Genomic DNA, 18,797 nt, shown 5'->3' on the forward strand with positions numbered 1-18,797 from the left:
TCGCTGCGCCGCCGCCAGCATGCGGCTCGCCGGCCGCGCCGAGGACGGGGCCGCCCTACGCGACGCCTGGTATCTGCGCCAAGCCGGGTCCGACCCCGGACCCGCCGGCACCATCTTTGGCGCCTGGCGGCAGTTGGCCGGGGAGCCGCCCGTCGCTACCCCTGACCGGCTCGGGAAGATACTCGACCAGCTTGGCCTCCATTGGGACGGCGCAGCGATCGCCGCGCTTTGCGTGGAGGTCGATACCCTAGCAGAGTCGCGGCGGCCGGCCCCGTTCGCTGCCGCGGCGATCGCCGCTGAGGTCGTGGCCATGCGCCCCGATGCCGAGCTTTTGGCCTGGTGGCTGGCCGACCTGGTGCTGGCAAAGAACCTGCGCTGGCCGCGGCCGCTGCCGCTGCTGATGGCGCAAGCCTTTGGCCCGGCCTTCCGCGGCGAGGCCGGCGGCAAGCGCATCCGACCCGGCGAAAACCGTTTTGAGCGCGCCGTCTGCGTTGCGCTGGTACAAGCGGCGGCGGAGTCCTGCCGGCTGGCTGCCGAGTTGTCGCGCCGCGCCGAAAGACTCCTGGCGGTAGCGCCAAAGCTGCGCGCGAAAGGCGCTGGCGACGTAATCTTTCTGCTGCTCAGTGAAGACGCCGTCTCCGGTTCGCTGACGACCAAAAACCTGTCCCGTTTTGCGGCGCGGCGCTTGTTCGAGCGGCTGCAGCAATCGGATGCCGTGCGCGAGCTCTCTGGCCGCACCAGCTTCCGGCTGTTTGGGCTGTAGCGATGAACGAACCCTTCGCCCGCCGCAAGCCGAACGAACAGCCTGTGCTGCTCGACACCGAATTGGACCACCTGCCGCCAGAGCTGCGCTGGCGCGAATGGATGGGCCGCGTCGAAGCGGTGATCTTTGCGGCAAATGAACCGGTGACACGCAGTGTCCTCGCGCGGGTGGTGGGAAGAAACTGCAACATCGAGCTGATCATCGACGACATTCGCGCCGAGCTCGCCGGGCGCCCCTACGAGCTGGTCGCGGTCGCCGGCGGCTGGCAGCACCGGACCAAGAAGATTTTTGGCGACGCCATCCGCGCCGCCTTCGGCACGGCAGCGGGCGAGGGGGCAAAAGAGGCAAAAGAGGCAAAAGAACTGTCGCAGGCGGAGGCGCTCGTGCTGATGTGCATCGCCTATTTCCAGCCGATCACCCGGGGCGAGCTGTCGAGCTTTTTCGGCAAGGAGGTGTCGCGTGACCTGATCGGCGTGCTGCGCGCGCAAGACCTGATCGCCTCGGGGCCGCGCTCGCCGCAGCCAGGGGCGCCCTATACCTATGTGACCACGAAAAACTTCCTGTCGCAGTTCGGGCTCGACACGCTGCGCCAGCTGCCGGATTTCGAGGCGCTCGAGGATGCTGGCCTGCTGTCGAAGGAGAAGCTGCTGGCGGGAGATATTCCGGTGGGGCTTGTTGGGGAGAGGGGCGCCGAAGAGGGAGAAGGCTAGGGGCCATAATCTTGAGGACCAGGTATTTTGATCGGGCGTTGCCCGAGTCATGCCCTCAGCCGAACGATTGGCCGGAAAGACCACTAGGTTGGTGCCGCCTGCGTGGCGCAGCGAGGAAAACAGGATGCCCCGAAGTTCGGCCGTGATAGCCAAATCCGCAAGCTTCCACGATGGGGAACGCCCGGGAACCATCCCGATACATCCGAGAGCTCTCCGAGATCGCTGGTGACAACCTCCGCTTCGAGACTGTCGCCGGCGACCTTCTGCGCCAGTGTCCGGGGTGTCGGGCCGGTTACTTGGTCGAGCGGACCGGAACCGCCAATCGCCGTTTTCTGGGCTGCAGCCAGCTCCCCAACTACGAGGATACGGCACGCCTGAAATAGCAGAGCGCCGCGCCCATCTCATTCGAGTTCACGCTCGAAGGTCTCGAGCAACCACGTCGCCAACTTGGGTACCCTCAAGATAGAGGCCGATTTCATCGAGCGGGTTGTCCTCGAGTCCTGACTGGGACCCCCAATTCAGACTGCTGACGACGACGTGGTCGGAGTCCCAGGCCAGAAACTTCGCATGCAACTGCGGTTCGGGCACACCTGTGAGGTCCACGATGCCGTGGAGCCGTTCGCGATGCTTTGTGACGTTGGCTGCGCTTCACTGGTCCGGTCCGGCGCGAATAATAGATGCGCACGTCGCTGAGCCGCCGGCCGGCGACCTCGGCGGGATCGAACAGCGCCGGGACCATGTTCGCGCCGACCTTGTTGGTACAGCAGACGAAGCGCTGCAGCGCATCGTGGGCCGCAGCGCGCAGCAGGCGCTCAGCTACTACCTTGCCCGAGGCTGCGGGATCCAGCAGAAGCCGATACGCGCGAACCCGATCGGCGATGTTCTTGAGGCGCTGTTCGCCAAGACGGCAAAGCCGACATCCACCTTGTGGACGGCATGATCGAATGCGGTTCCGGAGATGCAGACTCCGCCTGGCTCGGCCATAGCCTCTATCCGCTGGCGGCGGCTGCAGATGTCTCGATTGCGCGGATGACCTCAACGGCCTTTTGTGCAAACGGGTGATCTGCAGTTACACGCCGCAGCCTGCCAAGATCGCTGCGGTCGCCGTGTTTCGCAATCACGCCAAAGGCGAAATGCAGGTCCCGATCACGAAAGCCTACCCGGTGGTACGATGTCGGGGGCACGCCCTCGTCAACCAACTTCCGGCTGACCGCGAGCAGGTCGACCGGAAACACGCAGTGGTGCTCCTGCCAGCCAAAACGGCGGCCGCATTTGGGTTGTCGCCCGCTGAATGGCTCTATTAACTCTCCAGATTCAGGTTTGTTCCCTGTCAGGCGACGCGACAGGCATTCTGCTCTTCGCCGACGAAATGCCTTTGAATTTTTGGGGGAGACCGTGAATCAACTCCGACGTCGAAAGAGAAGAACCCCGCAAGCCAAGCCTACAGCAATCAGTGCTGTCGGGGTCTGGGTTGCACGATTCTGGTATCGACTCTATCGGGCAGAGGGGGATGCGTCGGCGCGCTGATGGAAGCCGTCGCGATTGCGTCCGGTGGCAGCACTATGACCATCTTGGCCTCGCGAATTGGCCATAGCGGCTTTCCGGCTACGAGGAATATGGCTGCGATCGCGCATATCAACAGAACGGCGGCTAATAGGTTTGCGATAATTTCGCCGATCTGCATCGCTCGCTCCGTGGCAAATGAACACCCGCCGCCGATGCGGCGGGTGTTCGACCAAACTGACGACGAAGGGACTCATGGTCGCCAGTCCGTATGGCAAATGCGCTCGGCGGGTGTTTGTTGCGCGCTGGGACCAATGGCTACGGCGACATCGGACTTCGGTCCCAATTGCTTAGGATGTTGCAGGTCGGACATTCTTCAGACGCCTCGGCTGAAGAGCCGAATCCCACTCCGCCATCGAGGCAAGCCGGGCATCATCCCTTCGGGTTCTGCGACGGTGCACCCGGAGCGGCCCGGAGCGGCCCCGCTTTGAACAGCTTCGGACTTCGCTCAGGTGGCATCACGGCCAGTGGCAAGCCTGCCTCTCTGTCATTCCTGACAAACAACGGTCAGGATGCAATCGTCTAAAATGCTCAAAGACAGAGGCGTAACGGCTGAGTCGGGTTCCTGGAGCGACGGGCGTTATGAAGCCAGCGGAGTGGTTCAAAGTATGCTCTCCTGACGAAGGTTACTTGCAGATGGCGCGCAGAGAATATTAGCGATTGGGAACATACGGCCCCTGCGGAGGTTTACTGGGTGATCGGCTCTCTGGGAGGTTGCTATGAGAAACCTGCTACTTGCTTCGGTGATTGCCGTCGCCTCGGCCGCAGTCACGGTCATGCCTGCGGATGCGCAGTTCTTCGGCCCCGGCATGGGCTTTTTTGGTCCGTTCGGCGGCATCGGCCCATTCGGCGGTGGCCCCTTCTACGGCGGCGGCCCGTTTTACGACTATGGCGGCCGCTATTACGGCCCCCGCTATCGCGATTACTATCCCGGCTACGTTGCCCGCTACCCGCATCGCTACTACTACCGGCATCGGCACTATGGCCGTTGCCACGTGAGGTGGGTGAGGCATTGGCGTCATCACCACCGGGTGCAGGAACGCGTTCGGGTTTGCCCGTACTGACAAGGTCGGACATTGGACCTGACGCGCTAGGAAATCCCGCGCAGCAACGGCTCGGTTAAGCTCGCCGAGCGGCGTTGCGCGCCAGATCGTTTCCTCGCGGGTGATTTTGCCAAGCTTCATCAGAAATTCGAATTCATGCTTTGGGACGGACGAGGCGAGCCGATCCAGCTTCGTCCTCCTGCTTTCACTGCCACCGACCATGGAAATCTCCGTCAGCGGCCAACCGGTCGCGGCTGAGCGACTTTGACATCAACACTGTGTGGCAAATCAGATGCATGGTCTTGACGGCACCGGTTTGCATTGCATCCGCAGGCAGGACAATCGGACAATCACCATGAGGCCCATCCGTTCCGGCCAAATCGGTTTCCCGAACAGTAGGAACACGATTGCCGCAAGGCTCAGTAGGAAAACGGTTGCGCACAAATTCGCGACGATCTCACCAAACTGCATGGGCGGCTCCGGCAACACAGTGCCCGCCATTTCGCGAGAGCGGCGGGCACCTACTCTCAACCGACTGACAACTCCGGTTCCAGTAGATGGAGCCTTCGCTGGCAAACGCCTGTGGTGGCAAGGCCAGCGACGCTGATGGCCTCGACTCCAAGGTCTTCAAGGGACACGGCCCTTTCGCTCATGGTGGCGACACAAGAGACCGCTACCCCTCATTTGAGGAGTACGAGTCACGCGGCGTTCCTCATGTCCGCGTAGTTGGCAGGAATTTCCTGTCGCGACAGGTCAGGCCGCCTAGCCCAGTTCCTCTCAGCGTCGAGCAGTTCGCTCTCCGCGGTCATGCCATTCATAAAAAGCCGGAGTACGTGTGCAGCTATGCGCTCTCCGTTCTGCGAAGCAAGCGCTACGCCGCGCTCATTGCAGACCGTCTCACACACGTGGGCAAGCTTCACGATATCGCTCGGCCCCAAAAATCGACCCGGATACAACATACGGTCCTCTCTCGGAAGCTACTGTGAGCTGTCCATTACGCAGCGTCACCCGCAGGCACAATCACCTATGATAGTCATGCACCTCGAGTCTGCCTAAAAATACAGAGTGGCCACGGCATGCGTTTGCGCTCGGTCCCCATTCCCGGATGCATAGGTACTGAACCGGAATATCTACTGGCAGCCGGAACTGACCCGCGCCGGACCTGTCGGTGTCTGCCATCAGGCGACTCTCCCTTGCGACAAACGACGCTTGAGGTCTTCTGAATTCAGGAGGGCTGCCAAATCCTCGGCGTAGCCCTGATTAAGGTATTCTGCCGGTGCCCCCCATGCATCCGCTGGCTGCCCGGTAAACACGTCGAACACCGTCCAGCTCCCGTTAGGGTCGTAATGCCGACCACTGGCTGTCCTCTCTTCGGGCTGGGCAGCGGGGGAACATTAGTGCCCACTGTAAGTTGGGCACCAACCCAATCAGGTTCTTGATGACAAAAATTCCCTCCTCAAACATTTTGATCCGCAAGCTCCAGACGATCTCTGACCTCGGACCATCAGACACTGCGATCTTGGGAAACGTGGCAATTCAGGAGAAGGAATATCAGGCCAACGCAGACATTCTGCGCGAGGGCGACCGTCCGACGCTTTCGTTTGTTGTTCTGGACGGCTTGATAGGGTCGACAAAAATGACAGGCGACGGCAAACGCCAAATCACCTCCTTTTTTGTTCCCGGCGACATTCCCGACCTTCATGGACTGCACCTGTCCGTTATGGATTGCAGTTTTACGCCTCTGATGGCCTCTCAGGTGGGCTTCATGAGGCATGACGCTCTTCGCGCTATTTGCGACCAGCATCCTTCGATAACGACCGTCCTTTGGCGCTCGACAGTAGTTGACGCGGCGATCTATCGAGAGTGGGTCACCAACGTCGGAAGACGCGACGGCTATGCTCGCATGGCTCACATTTTGTGCGAACTCATTGTCCGCCTCCGCGCGGTCGGCCGCATCGAAGATCATGTGGCCCGCCTTCCGATAACGCAGGCTGCGCTTGGCGATGCGCTTGGCCTTTCCACCGTGCACGTCAACCGAATCCTTCAGGATCTTAGACGCGACGGTCTGATATCCACTGTGGGCTCGCGTTTTCATGCAACCGACTGGGCTGGGCTCGTTCGCGCCGGGGATTTTGATGGCACCTATCTGCACCAAAGGGCCGCTGAAGCGTTGTGGTAATAGAGGTGTTCCATGGCGAGATATTTCTTTGACAGCAGTGTCCGCGACGAGGTCATGAAAGATGATGAGGGGATCGAATGTGATGGGATAGAGGCAGCATGCCGAGAGGGCATGGAGGGGCTCAGAGATTTGGCGCGAGAATTCCTTAAGGACCTCGATGGCCAGCAATTAGCGATCTTTGTCAGGGACGAGACTGGTGAACGGCTGCTTAGCTTGAGCATCACCCTTCAGAAGAAGCTGAGCGGGCTTTGAGGTTACCCCGTTTCATTCTAGGTCGTGCGAGCGCGTGAAGCCGCCATAGGCATCGTTGGGCCTGCCAACAGGCAGCCACCTGCGCTCCTGCTGGGCGGTTGTGATTGCGAGTCATGCACCTCCTAGCCTGCCACAAAAATCCGGCGCACCTTCTTCGTAGCTTTTGAGTTGCGCCTCATCGGCGATGGCACGGTTGGTTCCTGTGCCAGACGGGCTTCTTTCAACCGCGCAGTTTTGGCAACGCGTTCGGCCCTTTCTTTTTCTACAATAAGTGCCGCAGCCGCTGTTGCCTGCTCGTTACGCCTATCATCGCTCGACCACGGCATCTCAGTGTCTCGCCTTAAGTTTCATCGCCCGCCGTGCCATTTTGTATCTAAGCCGCGCTCTGGCCTCTTCTATTTGATTTTTAAGCGTGGCTTCGGTCGCCTTGACCGGCCTCTTGCTCGCAAGACGATTGTCGTTGGCAGCTGTATTGATGGGCATCTCGGTTCTCCTGTGCGAGCCCGAACTTCGAGATGCTGGAAGAGTTCCCTCTTCGCACTCAGGAATCCTGGGCATCGTATGGAGTGATGGAACGTCTATGCTGGGCAGTGGTCGACCTCGCGGCAGCGGACAGCACACTCCATTGGCGGGACTGGTAGCGGCCAAAAGGGCGCAAATCTGGTGGCCTCTCCATCGCCGTTACAGTCGCACGATCTTGTCGAGATGCAGGCGTATTCGCTGGCCTTCAGCAAAGGCGACTGCGAAGGCCTTAAGGTCGAATGAAAGGGATTTTTCCTGCCCGTCTTCGACTACATGGACCTGCCATTCTCCGCAGGCTTCGACCAATTCAACGCTAGGGTGAGCAAGCCATTTGGCTTCACGCAATCCAGCGCAGCCTCCCCTGAAAGTAATGGTCAAGCCGAATTTGTAAGCCCGCTGAAGGCCATCTTTCAATAATAAATGCTTGTACGGAATCAGACTGATCGGGCAGGTAGAGACCCGTTGCGCATTAGCTCGAACGTGACCTTTACAACAAAAACTGGGGCGCTCGTACCGTCATGAACATGCAATACGACTTGGCGGTACGCGCCATCGGGCATGTTGTCTCGAGCTATTTCGAGCAGCGCCCTTGCCGCCTCGTCTTCGGCAGCTTCTAGGCTTGGAAGGTCGGTGCCTTCCGTGTCCGGGAATGAGGTTCCGTTGTCGGTTAGATCGAAGAAGAAGCGGGCCATGCGCTCCTAATCACAAACCCGGAGAAATGTTTCCTGGCGGCCTACCTCGTTCCTAGCCTGCCAAATGCATACGGCGGCTTAGAACAGGAACAAAAGCAGATCAAACGCGTTCTGTCGTTCCGAATGAGGAGAACGAAATGCAAGCCTCAGACCGTGCAAAAAGCGACGAGATCAAGAAGGATCCTGACGAGTGGACGACTGGTGACGAGCCAATGACTCCGTCGCAGGCTTCCTACCTCAAAACATTGTGCGAACAGGCGGACGACGACAAAATTACGCCGAAGATTTTAGCAAAGCAGAGGCCTCCAAGCGAATTGATGCGCTAAGGGCGAAGCTGAAGCTTTGATGGCGCCGCTCTGGGTTGAAATGTGTGGTCAAGGACGGTCACAAATGCCCGTCGCGGCCGCAGATGGCTTTCCGAAGTATGGCCTCCCGCCTGCAGCCTGCGAATGGCCGGCTCGATTTAGCAGGGCTGGGATTAAGCGATTGTCCGCTTAGCGCCTCATGTCGGCCGTTAAAGTTAGTTGTGCCACCACCTGACAGCGGACATTACCGGCGACCGCGCTTGAGGGCGTAGTTGCGCCAGGAACGGACTTGCCTCAACCAGCTCATTTTCTGGGCTTCATATTCAGGGTTGTTGCTTCACTCTGCTCGTGGCCTGCTGATATTCGAGCCCCAGTCGCGGCTATTTGGGCCCCCATCCGATTGACAAGCGCGACATAACGGGGATGAGAGCGGAGCGAGTCGAGGTCGCTATCCTGGCGCATCCAAGGCATGCGTAAAATGAGGTAGGCATGTGATGCAGTTAGCTGACGTTCCAGGCAATCGATAGCCTGTTCCGCCTTGCCCTGCCTCGCATAAAAACAGCCTATGTTGTACTGAACCGCAATGTTGTCTCCGGCGAACATTTCAGCACGGGAGACCCACGACAGCGCGCGTTCAATCTCGCCAATTTCCGCCAGCATTGAGGCGCCGTAACATAGCGCGGTGGCATTATCGGGATGCGCTTTGACTTCCTTTTCCACTCCCAGCACAACTTGCCTTGCTGCTTCCTTGGCGTCGTCGCTGCGGCCAAGTGAAACATAGACCATATTTAGATTGGTCCAGACCCGATAGTCATCGGGTGACAACGATACGGCACGCTGGTACAGCGCGGCAGCTTTCTCGTATTGACCTTGAATGAAACAATTCCGGCCGTAAGAGAAATAGGTATCGGAAGAACTGGCGTCTAACTCTAAAGCTCGCTCGAACTCCACTTCCGCCTCGGCATACCGGCCATTTACGAACAAGGCCCCGCCGCGTGATGCGTGGGCGTCGGCGAGACCTGGCTCAAGTTCCAGCGCCCGTGTGCTGTTGGAAAGGACTGCCTCGAAGCTGGCGTCGGGATCGTTGCAAGTCAACAGAAGCCACTCACAATCAGCCAAAGCGGCATAAGCGCGCGCATAATTTGGGTCAATTTCAACAGCTCTGGCAAACAGTCGCTGCGCTGTTTTGATAAACTTGGTCTCGATTCCCCTATTGAGGAACGACCTGCCCATCAACAGCGTCTCGTAAGCCTCTAGGTTGTCGGTCGAGCGGTTTGTAATTGTCGCCAGTTCTTCGGGCAACAGCTTCACTTTGAGCACGTCGACAATGCTTTTGGATATCTCGTCCTGAAGGGCAAAGATATCGTCCAGCGTCCGGTCATACCGCTCGGCCCAGATATGGTCACCGCCACGACCATTGATTAGCTGAGCCGTGATACGCACTCGCCCTCCAGCCTTGCGTACACTTCCTTCCAGGACGTAGGCGACATTCAGCTTCTTCGCCACCTCCTCGATCAATACCGCCTTGCCCTTGAAGGTAAAGACGGTATTGCGCGCCACGACGGAGAGTCCCGACGCTTTCGAAAGGTCGGTGATAATGTCCTCGGTGATGCCGTCGGAGAAATATTCCTGCTCCGGGTCGCCGCTCATGTTGACGAAGGGCAGAACCGCGATCGAGGGTTTATCCGGGAGTTGAGGCACCGGTTGCACCGCGCGTTTGCCGGTCCCGCCGGTTCCAGCGCGGTAAACCTGCACCGGCTTTGCGATATTCTTGAGCGCGTGCTCGCCGAGATCATCGAACGCCAATGTCAGCTTGCCGGTGACATGATCGTGCACGGTGGCGGAGACGTAGATGCTGCCGGGCTCAGCCAGACCCTCCAGCCGGGCTGCCACGTTGACACCGTCGCCATAGAGCTCGCTGCCCTCGACGATGACGTCGCCCAGATTGATGCCGATACGCAGGACGATGCGGTAGGCCTTCGCCACGCTCTCGTTGGCCTCGGTGAAACCCTTTTGTAATTCGACGGCGCATTGGACGGCATCAACCGCACTGCCAAATTCCACCAGCACACCGTCGCCCATCACCTTGACCACGCGGCCGTGGTGCTGGGCCACCAATGGAACTAGAACATCGCGCCGCCGCGCTTTGAGAGCGGCCAGTGTGCCAGCCTCGTCGTGCTCCATGAGGCGCGAAAAGCCAACGACATCAGCAGCCAGAATTGCGGCAAGGCGGCGTTGGGTTCGAATCTCGGCCATGTGGGTTGAATACTTTCAGAAACCCGGCACCTGGGATTGTATTGGTCATCTGGCCTGGAGTCTATCCGGCCCGACTTACGAGATGGGTCAGATCGCGTCGATGCATGGGGGCGCCTGAACGTCCGCTTCTCACATTCCAAGCCTCCAAGCCGCAAGTCCGCTTCCGGCCCCAATGCGGCCATTTCGGAACATGCGAGTGATCGTTGATTTCCAATCGCCACTTAGTCGGCTTGCAGCTCGACCGCAGTGTTTATGGTTTGTGCCTTTAAAGTGGCATGGTCGACAACGGATTGCAGAGGTGCGTGACGGTACTTTTCCAGACAGCAGAGACACTCTCTCGAAAGCCGCAAAAGTGCAAAAAATCGACCGTAGGATGGAAGCCCATGGTGACTTATCGCACGCACAGCATCGAGTTTAAACGTTTCGAAAGCCCGGCTTCCAAGTCAATTCTGCTTGTTCAACCTGTCCGGCCCGAGGGGCGCACTCCAGTTTTGGGGGAACTTTCGACCTCCGTCGTCGTGTGCGCATAGATACTTCGATCGTTCTATGCTCTTTCTGACCATTGGCTGATCAGATACCTCCTTGCTCCGGAAGTAAATCCTGTTCGGCCACGCACGGGGCTGCAGCGTGCTATGGCGTGCAAATCGGCGGGTCTGCCTCACGCCGCATTCCCGTCCCGCAGGGCCATATTCCCATTCCCCGAAAGCGGACATTGGGGCCGTCGAACTGGAAATTCTGGTTGTGCCGGAAGCGAGCGTTCAAGGGCGTTCGTTTCCCGATGAATCAAGATGGCGCCTCGGAGCGCATCCTGTCGTAGGGCCGATGGGTCAGGTCCCGAAGGGCGAGTTAGAAGCATTCGCGTACGGGTACGAATACTGTCATTAACCCTTCAGTCGATTGGACGTTGACGCACGCTTCTGCAGAGTTAATAATGTCCTAATATAAGGGTAGCGTGAACATCTCTCGACCGGCAACAACGAGTCATGGCGCTACTGGGGTTGGGGAACGCAAGGCGGCGATCATAGCCGTAGTAGCTGTCATCATTGAGCACCACCTGTCTGTGGATCGCCACCTTTGTCCGGGCTGTTCACGGGCCGGAGCGAGGGGTTGCGGCTTGGTGAATGGTCACTCCCACCTCACGTAACTGAGCGCCGATCGCCATACAGGTTTCGGCATGGGATTGTCGGCCGCCACGTGCGGCCACGAGCAGATGCGCCGCGTCTGCCGACAGGGGGATAAAAGATGGCCACTCAGCAGGTTGCAGGCGCAGGCGGTACGACTGTTTCCTTCTCCAACACGCCGCAGGCCACGGACGACGCCTTTTACTTCTCTGAAGATTCGACTGGCGTCCTGATCCTGAATGTACTGGCGAACGACCTGGGTGGGGCCGCGAAGCAGCTCTACTCCATCGACAATTCAATCAGTGCTTCGACCGCGACCAAAACACCTGCGCCGTCGGACTTGCTTGTCCGCGACACCACATACTCCAGCACCAACGACAGCGCCGGACTTGCCGGAACCACCGACAAAAGCTTGCTCGGAGCACGTATCTGGATAGCCAGCGATGGGACGATTCACTACAATACCGCAGATATCAACACGCTGCTGCAGTCGCTTGCGCAGGGCCAGGTTCTCACCGACAAGCTGACTTACGCCATTCAACTCGGCAACGGCACCTTGAGCTGGGCCACGACCACCATTCAGTTCACCGGCACCAACGACGCCGCCACCATCACCGCATCGGCCACCGAGGACACCTCGGTCACCGAAGCCGGCGCCGGCAANCGGCACCAACGACGCCGCCACCATCACCGCATCGGCCACCGAGGACACCTCGGTCACCGAAGCCGGCGCCGGCAATGCAACGACCGCGGCGACGCCTGGCGACGCCACGGCGGGCGGCACGCTGACCGTGCACGACGTCGACGCCGGCCAGGCTCATTTCGCCGCCGTCGCTCCCGCCGCGCTCGCCGGCACCTACGGCAACTTCAGCTTCGACAGCGCCACCGGGGTGTGGGGCTACACGCTCGACAACAGCAAGGCCGCGACCGAAGCGCTCAACGCCGGCGACACCCAGACCGACACGCTCACCGTGAGCTCGCTCGACGGCACCGCCAGCCAGACCATCACCGTCACCATCCACGGCACCAACGACGCCGCCACCATCACCGCATCGGCCACCGAGGACACCTCGGTCACCGAAGCCGGCGCCGGCAANCGGCACCGCCAGCCAGACCATCACCGTCACCATCCACGGCACCAACGACGCCGCCACCATCACCGCATCGGCCACGGGCTCGGCGACGGAGGACGTCACCTTGACGGCGGGCAGCACGCTGACCGTCAATGACGTGGATAGCGGCCAGAACCATTTTCAGACGCCAGGCTCTCTTGCCGGTACCTACGGCACCTTTACGTTCAATGCGACGAGCGGGGTTTGGGGCTACACGCTGGCCAATAACCAGGCCAATGTTCAGGCGCTGGCAGGCGGTATCCAGGTGCACGACACGCTGACGGTGAAGTCGTTCGACGGCACTGCCACGCAGACTATAGACGTCACCATCACCGGCACCAACGACGCGCCGTTCATAGATTTGAACAGCGGAACGTCAGGAACCTCCACAAACATCAGCTACACTGCCGGTTCCGCTGCCACCGCCATCGCGCCTTCGGCGACAGTGACGGACATCGACTCGGCCGACTTCAATGGCGGAAAGCTTACCGTCGCCTTCACCACAAACGGCACCGCGACGGATCAACTGACCATCCAGAACCAGGGCACCGGCGCTGGCCAGATCGGTACCAGCGGCAGCAACGTTACGTATGGCGGCACCATCATCGGAACGTTCACGGGCGGCACTAATGGGTCGAACCTGATCATCACGTTCAATGCCAGCGCCACGCAAGCGGCGGCAGCGGCCTTGGCTGACCACATCCTCTATTCCAACGCGACCAGCCCAACCGCCACCAAGACTGTTACCTACACTCTGATTGACGGTGATGGCATCGCCAATGGCGGCACGGACACAAGCGCCGCCATCGCGACGATCAATGTGACAGGCGGAGGCCAAGCCCCGGTTGTCGACCTCAACGGAGCCAGCGCGGGAAGCGATGCCACCGCGAGCTATCCTCACGGAGTCACGCAGCTATCGCTCACACCATTAGCGACAATCGCCGACGCCGATTCAGGGAATCTAACGTCCTTGACAGTCACGCTGACTAATCCACAGGACAACAGTGCGGGTGGCGGGGGCGTAAGAGAGATATTGTCTCTTAGTGGAGCGGCGAGTGCCGCGGCCACCGCTGCCGGGCTGACGGTAACATTTCCGTCGAGCGTCGCGAACAATGCCGATCCCGTTACCCTGTCCATCACAGGCGTTGCATCGGTCAGCACATATCAAAGCATTTTGCAGGGAGTCCTGTATTCCGACACCAAACCTGGCTCGCACGTTCCTAGCCCGGCTCGAAATGTTGACATCGTGGCCAGCGACGGCGCCAATACCAGCATTGTCCATCATGTCACGATCAGCGTAGCTGCCCCCGCCGGCACCGCAGGCGCGCCGATCAATCTCGCGCTGACCGACCCGTCGGACGGCCAGGCCGTCACCGTTACGGTGAAGGACGTGCCTTCCGGCTGGACGATCGACGGTGCGACGCAAAATGCAGACGGGTCCTGGACGGTGCAGTCCAACGCCGTCCACCAGCTGACGGTCACCACGCCGGCCGATTTCACCGGCGCCGCTGTGCTTGATGTCTCAATGACCTGGACCAATGCCGATGGAACGACCGGAAGCGCATCGATCGCCGACAATGTCGAGGCCTACGCGCCGGGATCGCCGATCTTCGCCTGGTCGGGCAACGATGTGCTCACCGGCTCCACCGGCAACGATCTGTTCGTCTTCTCGCAGCCGATCGGCAACGACACGGTGCACAGCTTCGACGCGGCGGCCGACCAGATCGACCTCGTCGGCTACTCCGGCTTCCAGAGCTTTGCCGACGTCCAGGCGCATACCGTCGACGATGTGCATGGTAACGCCGTAATCACGCTCGGCGACGGGCAGTCGATCACGCTCGACGGCGTGCATTCCTCCGCTCTCGGCGCCGGCAACTTCGCCTTCGACCAGACGCCGGTGGTGAACAACACCGGCACGATGACCATCGGCGACGGCGCCCTGCTGCCGCTGAGCGGCACCGTCAACAACAGCGGCACCATCTCGCTGGATTCGACCGGCAGCGAAACCCTGCTGCAGGTCATCCAGCACGGCGTGACGCTGCAGGGCGGCGGGCAGATCGATCTGTCCGACAGTTCCTTCAACATCATCTCAGGCACCGGTCCGGACGTCACGCTGGTCAATGTCGACAACACGATCTCGGGCGCCGGCCAACTGGGGGATGGCATGCTCAGCCTCGACAACAGGGGCACCATCATCGCCTCGGGCACCAACGCCCTGGTCATCGACACCGGCGGCAGCGTCGTGGCCAATTCCGGCACGCTGGAAGCGACCGGCTCGGGCGGCCTGGTCGTCGCCGGCGGGATCGCGAATTCCGGCATGCTGTGGGCGAATGGCGGCAACATCAACATCCACGGCGCGGTCACCGGCGAGGGCGATGCCACGATCGGCAACCTGTCGAAGCTGGAATTCGGCGCAGCCTCGTCGACGGATGTTACCTTCGCGCAGAATACGGCCGGCACGCTGGAGCTCGACGACTCGTTCGACTTCAGCGGGCGGATCGGCGGCATCACCAATGACGACAAGCTGGATCTTAACGACATCCTGTTCGGCACCGGCACGACGGTCAGCTACCAGACCAGCCAGGACGGCAGTGGCGGCACTCTGACTGTGACCGACGGCACGCACGGCGCCACTCTGCATCTGCTTGGATCCTACGACGCCAACGGCTTCAAGCTCGCCGATGACGGCCAGGGACACACCGTTGTGACCTACAATCCGGCTGAATTCACCCTGACCGGCATCAACGGCGGAACAAGTGAGTTCGCTGTGTGAAGAAGGAATCGAGCCCGCGGTCACACGGAGCTCGTTTCGTTCCCTGCCGGCGGCGGATTCAGCTTACGAATTAAGGTTTACAGCAGGTTTACGGGTGGATCGCGTGGCCGGTTGAAGGATCAGGAGTAGGATCGGTTCGGGTATGCGGTTTAAACAGGGGGCGGTTCTCCGCTAGGTAGTTTGAGTCTCGACAACAAATCCAAGATCGTGAGGGAAGCGCTTCGCGCTTGCCGCCGCTATTTCCTCTTTGCGGCGGCATTCAGCTTGGCCATCAATCTGCTCTACCTCGCATCCCCGCTCTACATGCTGCAGATCTATGACCGGGTGGTCACCAGCGGCAGCGAGACGACACTGGTGATGCTGACGCTGGTTTTGCTTGCGGCTTTCCTGGCGCTGGCCGGCCTCGATCTCGTACGGGCTGCCATCCTGACGCGGGCCAGCGCGCGGCTCGACCGGCTGCTTTCGGCCAAGATCCTTGCGGCCTCCGTCGAAACCCCGTCGCTGGGCGCCTCGCAAAGCCAGCCGATCCGGGATTTCGACACGTTCCGGCAGGTGATCACCGGCAGCGGCGTCCATGCCCTGTTCGACCTGCCATGGTCGCCGATCTACATCGGCATCATCTTCCTTCTGCATCCCTGGCTTGGCTTCTTTGCGCTGGGCTCGTCGCTGCTTCTCATCGCCATGGCGGTGCTCAACGAATACATCGTGCGGGTGCCGCTGAAGCAAGCCAACGACCTTGCCACCGCCAATTACAATTTCACCGAAATGAGTCTGAGAAACGCCGAAGTCGTCCGCGCCATGGGCATGATCGACGGCCTAGTCCGCCGCTGGGGGCGCGACCGCGGCCTTGCGCTCCGCCGGCAGGGACAGGCCAGCGACCGCGCAGCACTGATGTCCGGGCTGATCCGCTTCCTGCGCCTCACCATGCAGTCGCTGATCCTCGGCCTCGGCGCCTATCTGGTCATCGAGCGACAGATCACCGGCGGCTCGATGTTCGCGGCGAGCCTCCTTCTGGGCAGGGGGTTGCAACCGGTCGAGCAGATCGTAGGCCTTTGGCGTAGCCTGATACTGGCGCGGGCCGCGCTTGGCAGGGTCGAGAAGCTGCTCGACGCTGGCGCACAGGGCGAACGCTCGTTCAACCTGCCCAAGCCCACTGGCAAGATCGCTGTCGAGCAGCTCAGCTTCGCCATTCCCAACCTGCAGAAGCTGCTGCTGCGCGATGTCTCGTTCAGGCTCGATGCCGGCGAGGCGCTTGGCATTGTCGGTCCTTCCGGCGCCGGCAAGTCGACGCTCGCGCGGCATCTCGCCGGCATCATGCAGCCCAGCCGCGGCACCGTCAGGCTGGACGGCGCCGATCTGACGCAATGGGGACGCGAGGCGCTCGGCGACCATATCGGCTACTTGCCGCAGGACATCGAGCTGTTTGCCGACACCGTCGCCGCTAACATCGGCCGCTTCAAGACCGATGTTGACCGCGAAGTGATCGAGGCCGCGCGGCTGGCCGGCGTACATGAGATGATCATCCGCCTGCAGCAAGGCTACGAGACGCAGATTGGGGAGGGCGGCGCGGTGCTGTCCGGCGGCTACCGGCAGCGCATCGCGCTTGCCCGCGCCGTATTCGGTATGCCGAACCTCATCGTGCTCGACGAGCCGAGCTCCAATCTTGATGCCGACGGCGACCGCGCGCTCGCCGAATGCGCGCTCGAGCTCAAGCGCCGCGGCAGTACGGTCATCATTGTCTCGCACCGGCCCTCGACTTTGGCCAATGTCGACAAGATCCTGCTTCTGCGGGATGGCGCGGTCGAAGCCTTCGGCATGAGGAACGAGATCGTGGCGCTGCTCAACCAGCGCGCGGCACCCATGGCGGTGGCAACTCAATGACCGACATCGCCGCCACCTATCGCAGTTTGTCCAGCGCCGAAGATGCGGGCAACCCGGATTCGATCCGAGGACCGGTCTGGGTTGGCGTGCTTATCATTGTTGCCTTCTTCGGCGCGTTCGGCGGCTGGGCGGCGATAGCGCCGCTCAACGGCGCGGTGCTCGCGGACGCGATTGTGAAGGTCGAGGGCAACCGCAAGAGCGTTCAGCATTTCGACGGCGGCACGGTGAAGGAAATCCGGGTGAAGGACGGCGACATCGTCAAGACAGGTGATGTGCTGGTCGTGCTTGACGACACCCGCGCCCGCTCCGAGTTCAATCTCTATTCCCAGCAATATGCTCTGCTGCGCGCCACCGATGCCCGCATCCGTGCGGAGCTCGAGGGCCATGAGGCGGTTGCCTTTCCGAAGGACATCACCGCCGAACACCAGGCCTATCTGCAGGACGCGATGGCCAACCAGATTGCTGACCTCGAGAGCCAGCGCGCCTCGATGGCGGGTGCCACGCAGATCCTGCAGAGGCGGATCGCCGAGCTTGAAGAGCAGATCGACGGGAAGCAGGCGCGCGTCGAATCTTTTCGCGCCCAGCTCAAGTCGACGACCGACGAAAAAATAGGCCTCAACAAGCTGCTGAAGGCCGGGCTGACAACGCGCACGCGCATCCTCGAACTCGACCGCTCCGCCTCCGATTTGCAGGGCCTCATCGACCAGGCCATCGGCGAGATCGCGGGAAACCGCCAGAGCAAGGCCGAGCTCGAAAGCCAGATTGCGCAGCTCACCAACGAGCGACGCGCAAAACTCTCGGCCATGCTGATCGACACCCAGTCGAGCCTAGCCGACCTGGTGCCGAAGATGTTCGCCGCGCAAGCCACGGTGGACCGCGCCGAGGTGCACGCGCCCTATGACGGCCAGGTGATGGACCTCACCGTCTTCTCGACCGGCGCGATTGTCGCCCCCGGGCAGACCATCCTCGATATCGTGCCAACCAAAAATTCGTTGATCGTCCAGGCGCAGGTCAAGGTCGAGGACATTTCCAGCCTGCACGCTGACATGACGGCCGAGGTCCGCTTCACTTCCTACAAGCAGCGCACCACACCAGTCATCCACGGCCGCGTCACCCGCATTTCGGCGGACCGTGTCACCGACGCCAAGACCGGCTTTCCCTACTATGTCGCCGACATCGCGGTGGATCAGCAGGAACTCGCCGCCGCGCCGCAGATCCAGCTCTATCCAGGTATGCCGGCTTCGGTGATGATCGTGACCGAGGAACGCACCGCGTTGGATTACATTCTCAGTCCCCTGTCGACCTCGCTGCATACTGCCTTCCGGCAGAAATAATATCAGGAGGGCGGCGCGATTTCAGCATTATCAACGTCTCATCCTTGATCTTGTCGAAATGGACGCCACGAATCGCAAGCAGACGCGGTTCTGCTGGACGCCTCAGTCCGTTTTCTAGCCCGCACAACCTGAAAACGGATCAATGCCGGGGAGCCGAGTTTCGGGTCGCGGGCAGCGCCGAGATGACGATGACGATGACGATCTATCGCGAGCTGGAAATGCGCAAGCGCGGCCACAACGTTGTACCTTTCCAGTCTAGAGACAGGCCACGATACCAAACGTCCGCAGCAA

Annotated in this window: 14 protein-coding genes and 4 pseudogenes; 11 read left to right on the top strand and 7 right to left on the bottom strand. The window is 60.7% G+C overall.

Annotated elements, in window-relative coordinates; genetic code table 11:
* A partial coding sequence (locus tag X743_RS138995; RefSeq protein ID WP_023769195.1) for a DUF1403 family protein occupies positions 1-763 on the top strand: 763 nt, incomplete at its 5' end.
* A gap of 2 nt (positions 764-765) precedes the next feature.
* On the top strand, positions 766-1,473 hold the full coding sequence (locus tag X743_RS138990; RefSeq protein WP_023769196.1) for an SMC-Scp complex subunit ScpB: 708 nt from the start codon (positions 766-768) through the stop codon (positions 1,471-1,473).
* 401 nt (positions 1,474-1,874) lie between these two features.
* On the opposite strand, the pseudogene X743_RS1000000173805 reads toward X743_RS138990, so the two are convergent.
* From X743_RS1000000173805 to X743_RS1000000173075, 3 genes and pseudogenes are all read right to left on the bottom strand, one after another.
* A pseudogene (locus tag X743_RS1000000173805) lies at positions 1,875-2,287 on the bottom strand (hypothetical protein); the annotation flags it as partial.
* Positions 2,282-2,469: pseudogene (locus X743_RS1000000173810) on the bottom strand (hypothetical protein); the annotation flags it as partial. The pseudogenes X743_RS1000000173805 and X743_RS1000000173810, both read right to left, overlap by 6 nt.
* Complete coding sequence (locus X743_RS1000000173075; RefSeq protein WP_084018944.1) at positions 2,463-2,708, bottom strand: hypothetical protein; 246 nt, start codon at positions 2,706-2,708, stop codon at positions 2,463-2,465. The pseudogene X743_RS1000000173810 and the gene X743_RS1000000173075, both read right to left, overlap by 7 nt.
* 1,047 nt (positions 2,709-3,755) lie before the next feature.
* Here X743_RS1000000173075 and X743_RS138960 point away from each other — a divergent pair.
* The 3 genes from X743_RS138960 (at position 3,756) to X743_RS138940 (ending at position 6,510) form a co-directional block, all read left to right on the top strand.
* Positions 3,756-4,100: a hypothetical protein gene (locus X743_RS138960; RefSeq protein WP_023769203.1), complete on the top strand. Its 345-nt coding sequence runs from the start codon at positions 3,756-3,758 to the stop codon at positions 4,098-4,100.
* Positions 4,101-5,517: 1,417 nt separating this feature from the next.
* Entirely contained in the window at positions 5,518-6,258 is a 741-nt protein-coding gene (locus X743_RS138945) for a Crp/Fnr family transcriptional regulator (RefSeq protein ID WP_023769206.1), read from the top strand.
* Between the two features lie 12 nt (positions 6,259-6,270).
* Positions 6,271-6,510, top strand: a complete 240-nt coding sequence (locus X743_RS138940) for a hypothetical protein (RefSeq protein ID WP_023769207.1) — start codon at positions 6,271-6,273, stop codon at positions 6,508-6,510.
* 327 nt (positions 6,511-6,837) lie between these two features.
* Here the strand turns inward: X743_RS138940 and X743_RS1000000172565 are convergent, their stop codons facing one another.
* The 3 genes from X743_RS1000000172565 to X743_RS138935 all read right to left on the bottom strand — a co-directional run bounded on the left by X743_RS1000000172565 (position 6,838) and on the right by X743_RS138935 (position 7,724).
* Positions 6,838-6,993: a hypothetical protein gene (locus X743_RS1000000172565; RefSeq protein ID WP_156934569.1), complete on the bottom strand. Its 156-nt coding sequence runs from the start codon at positions 6,991-6,993 to the stop codon at positions 6,838-6,840.
* A 198-nt stretch (positions 6,994-7,191) separates the two neighbouring features.
* Positions 7,192-7,377, bottom strand: coding sequence for a hypothetical protein (locus X743_RS0137555; RefSeq protein ID WP_031258770.1), 186 nt, complete (start codon positions 7,375-7,377; stop codon positions 7,192-7,194).
* Positions 7,378-7,466: 89 nt separating this feature from the next.
* Entirely contained in the window at positions 7,467-7,724 is a 258-nt protein-coding gene (locus X743_RS138935) for a hypothetical protein (protein ID WP_023769209.1), read from the bottom strand.
* A 137-nt stretch (positions 7,725-7,861) separates the two neighbouring features.
* On the opposite strand from X743_RS138935, the pseudogene X743_RS01245 reads away from it, so the two are divergent.
* A pseudogene (locus tag X743_RS01245) lies at positions 7,862-8,070 on the top strand (DUF3072 domain-containing protein).
* 262 nt (positions 8,071-8,332) lie between these two features.
* Here X743_RS01245 and X743_RS138930 read toward each other — a convergent pair.
* Positions 8,333-10,285, bottom strand: a complete 1,953-nt coding sequence (locus X743_RS138930; RefSeq protein WP_023769211.1) for a tetratricopeptide repeat protein — start codon at positions 10,283-10,285, stop codon at positions 8,333-8,335.
* A gap of 1,242 nt (positions 10,286-11,527) precedes the next feature.
* Here X743_RS138930 and X743_RS1000000173815 point away from each other — a divergent pair.
* The 5 genes and pseudogenes from X743_RS1000000173815 to X743_RS138910 all read left to right on the top strand — a co-directional run.
* A pseudogene (locus tag X743_RS1000000173815) lies at positions 11,528-11,980 on the top strand (VCBS domain-containing protein); the annotation flags it as partial.
* Positions 11,981-12,197: 217 nt separating this feature from the next.
* Positions 12,198-12,635, top strand: a complete 438-nt coding sequence (locus tag X743_RS1000000173085) for a VCBS domain-containing protein (RefSeq protein WP_023769213.1) — start codon at positions 12,198-12,200, stop codon at positions 12,633-12,635.
* On the top strand, positions 12,535-15,291 hold the full coding sequence (locus tag X743_RS138920) for a VCBS domain-containing protein (RefSeq protein ID WP_245264354.1): 2,757 nt from the start codon (positions 12,535-12,537) through the stop codon (positions 15,289-15,291). Before X743_RS1000000173085 ends, X743_RS138920 begins: the two co-directional genes overlap by 101 nt.
* A gap of 180 nt (positions 15,292-15,471) precedes the next feature.
* A complete protein-coding gene (locus X743_RS138915; RefSeq protein ID WP_023769215.1) occupies positions 15,472-17,172 on the top strand; it encodes a type I secretion system permease/ATPase in 1,701 nt (566 codons plus the stop codon).
* Entirely contained in the window at positions 17,169-18,506 is a 1,338-nt protein-coding gene (locus X743_RS138910) for an HlyD family type I secretion periplasmic adaptor subunit (protein WP_023769216.1), read from the top strand. Before X743_RS138915 ends, X743_RS138910 begins: the two co-directional genes overlap by 4 nt.
* Positions 18,507-18,797: the final 291 nt, after the last annotated feature.

The sequence above is a fragment of the Mesorhizobium sp. LNHC232B00 genome, assembly GCF_000502435.1.
Taxonomy (GTDB): Bacteria; Pseudomonadota; Alphaproteobacteria; order Rhizobiales; family Rhizobiaceae; genus Mesorhizobium; species Mesorhizobium opportunistum.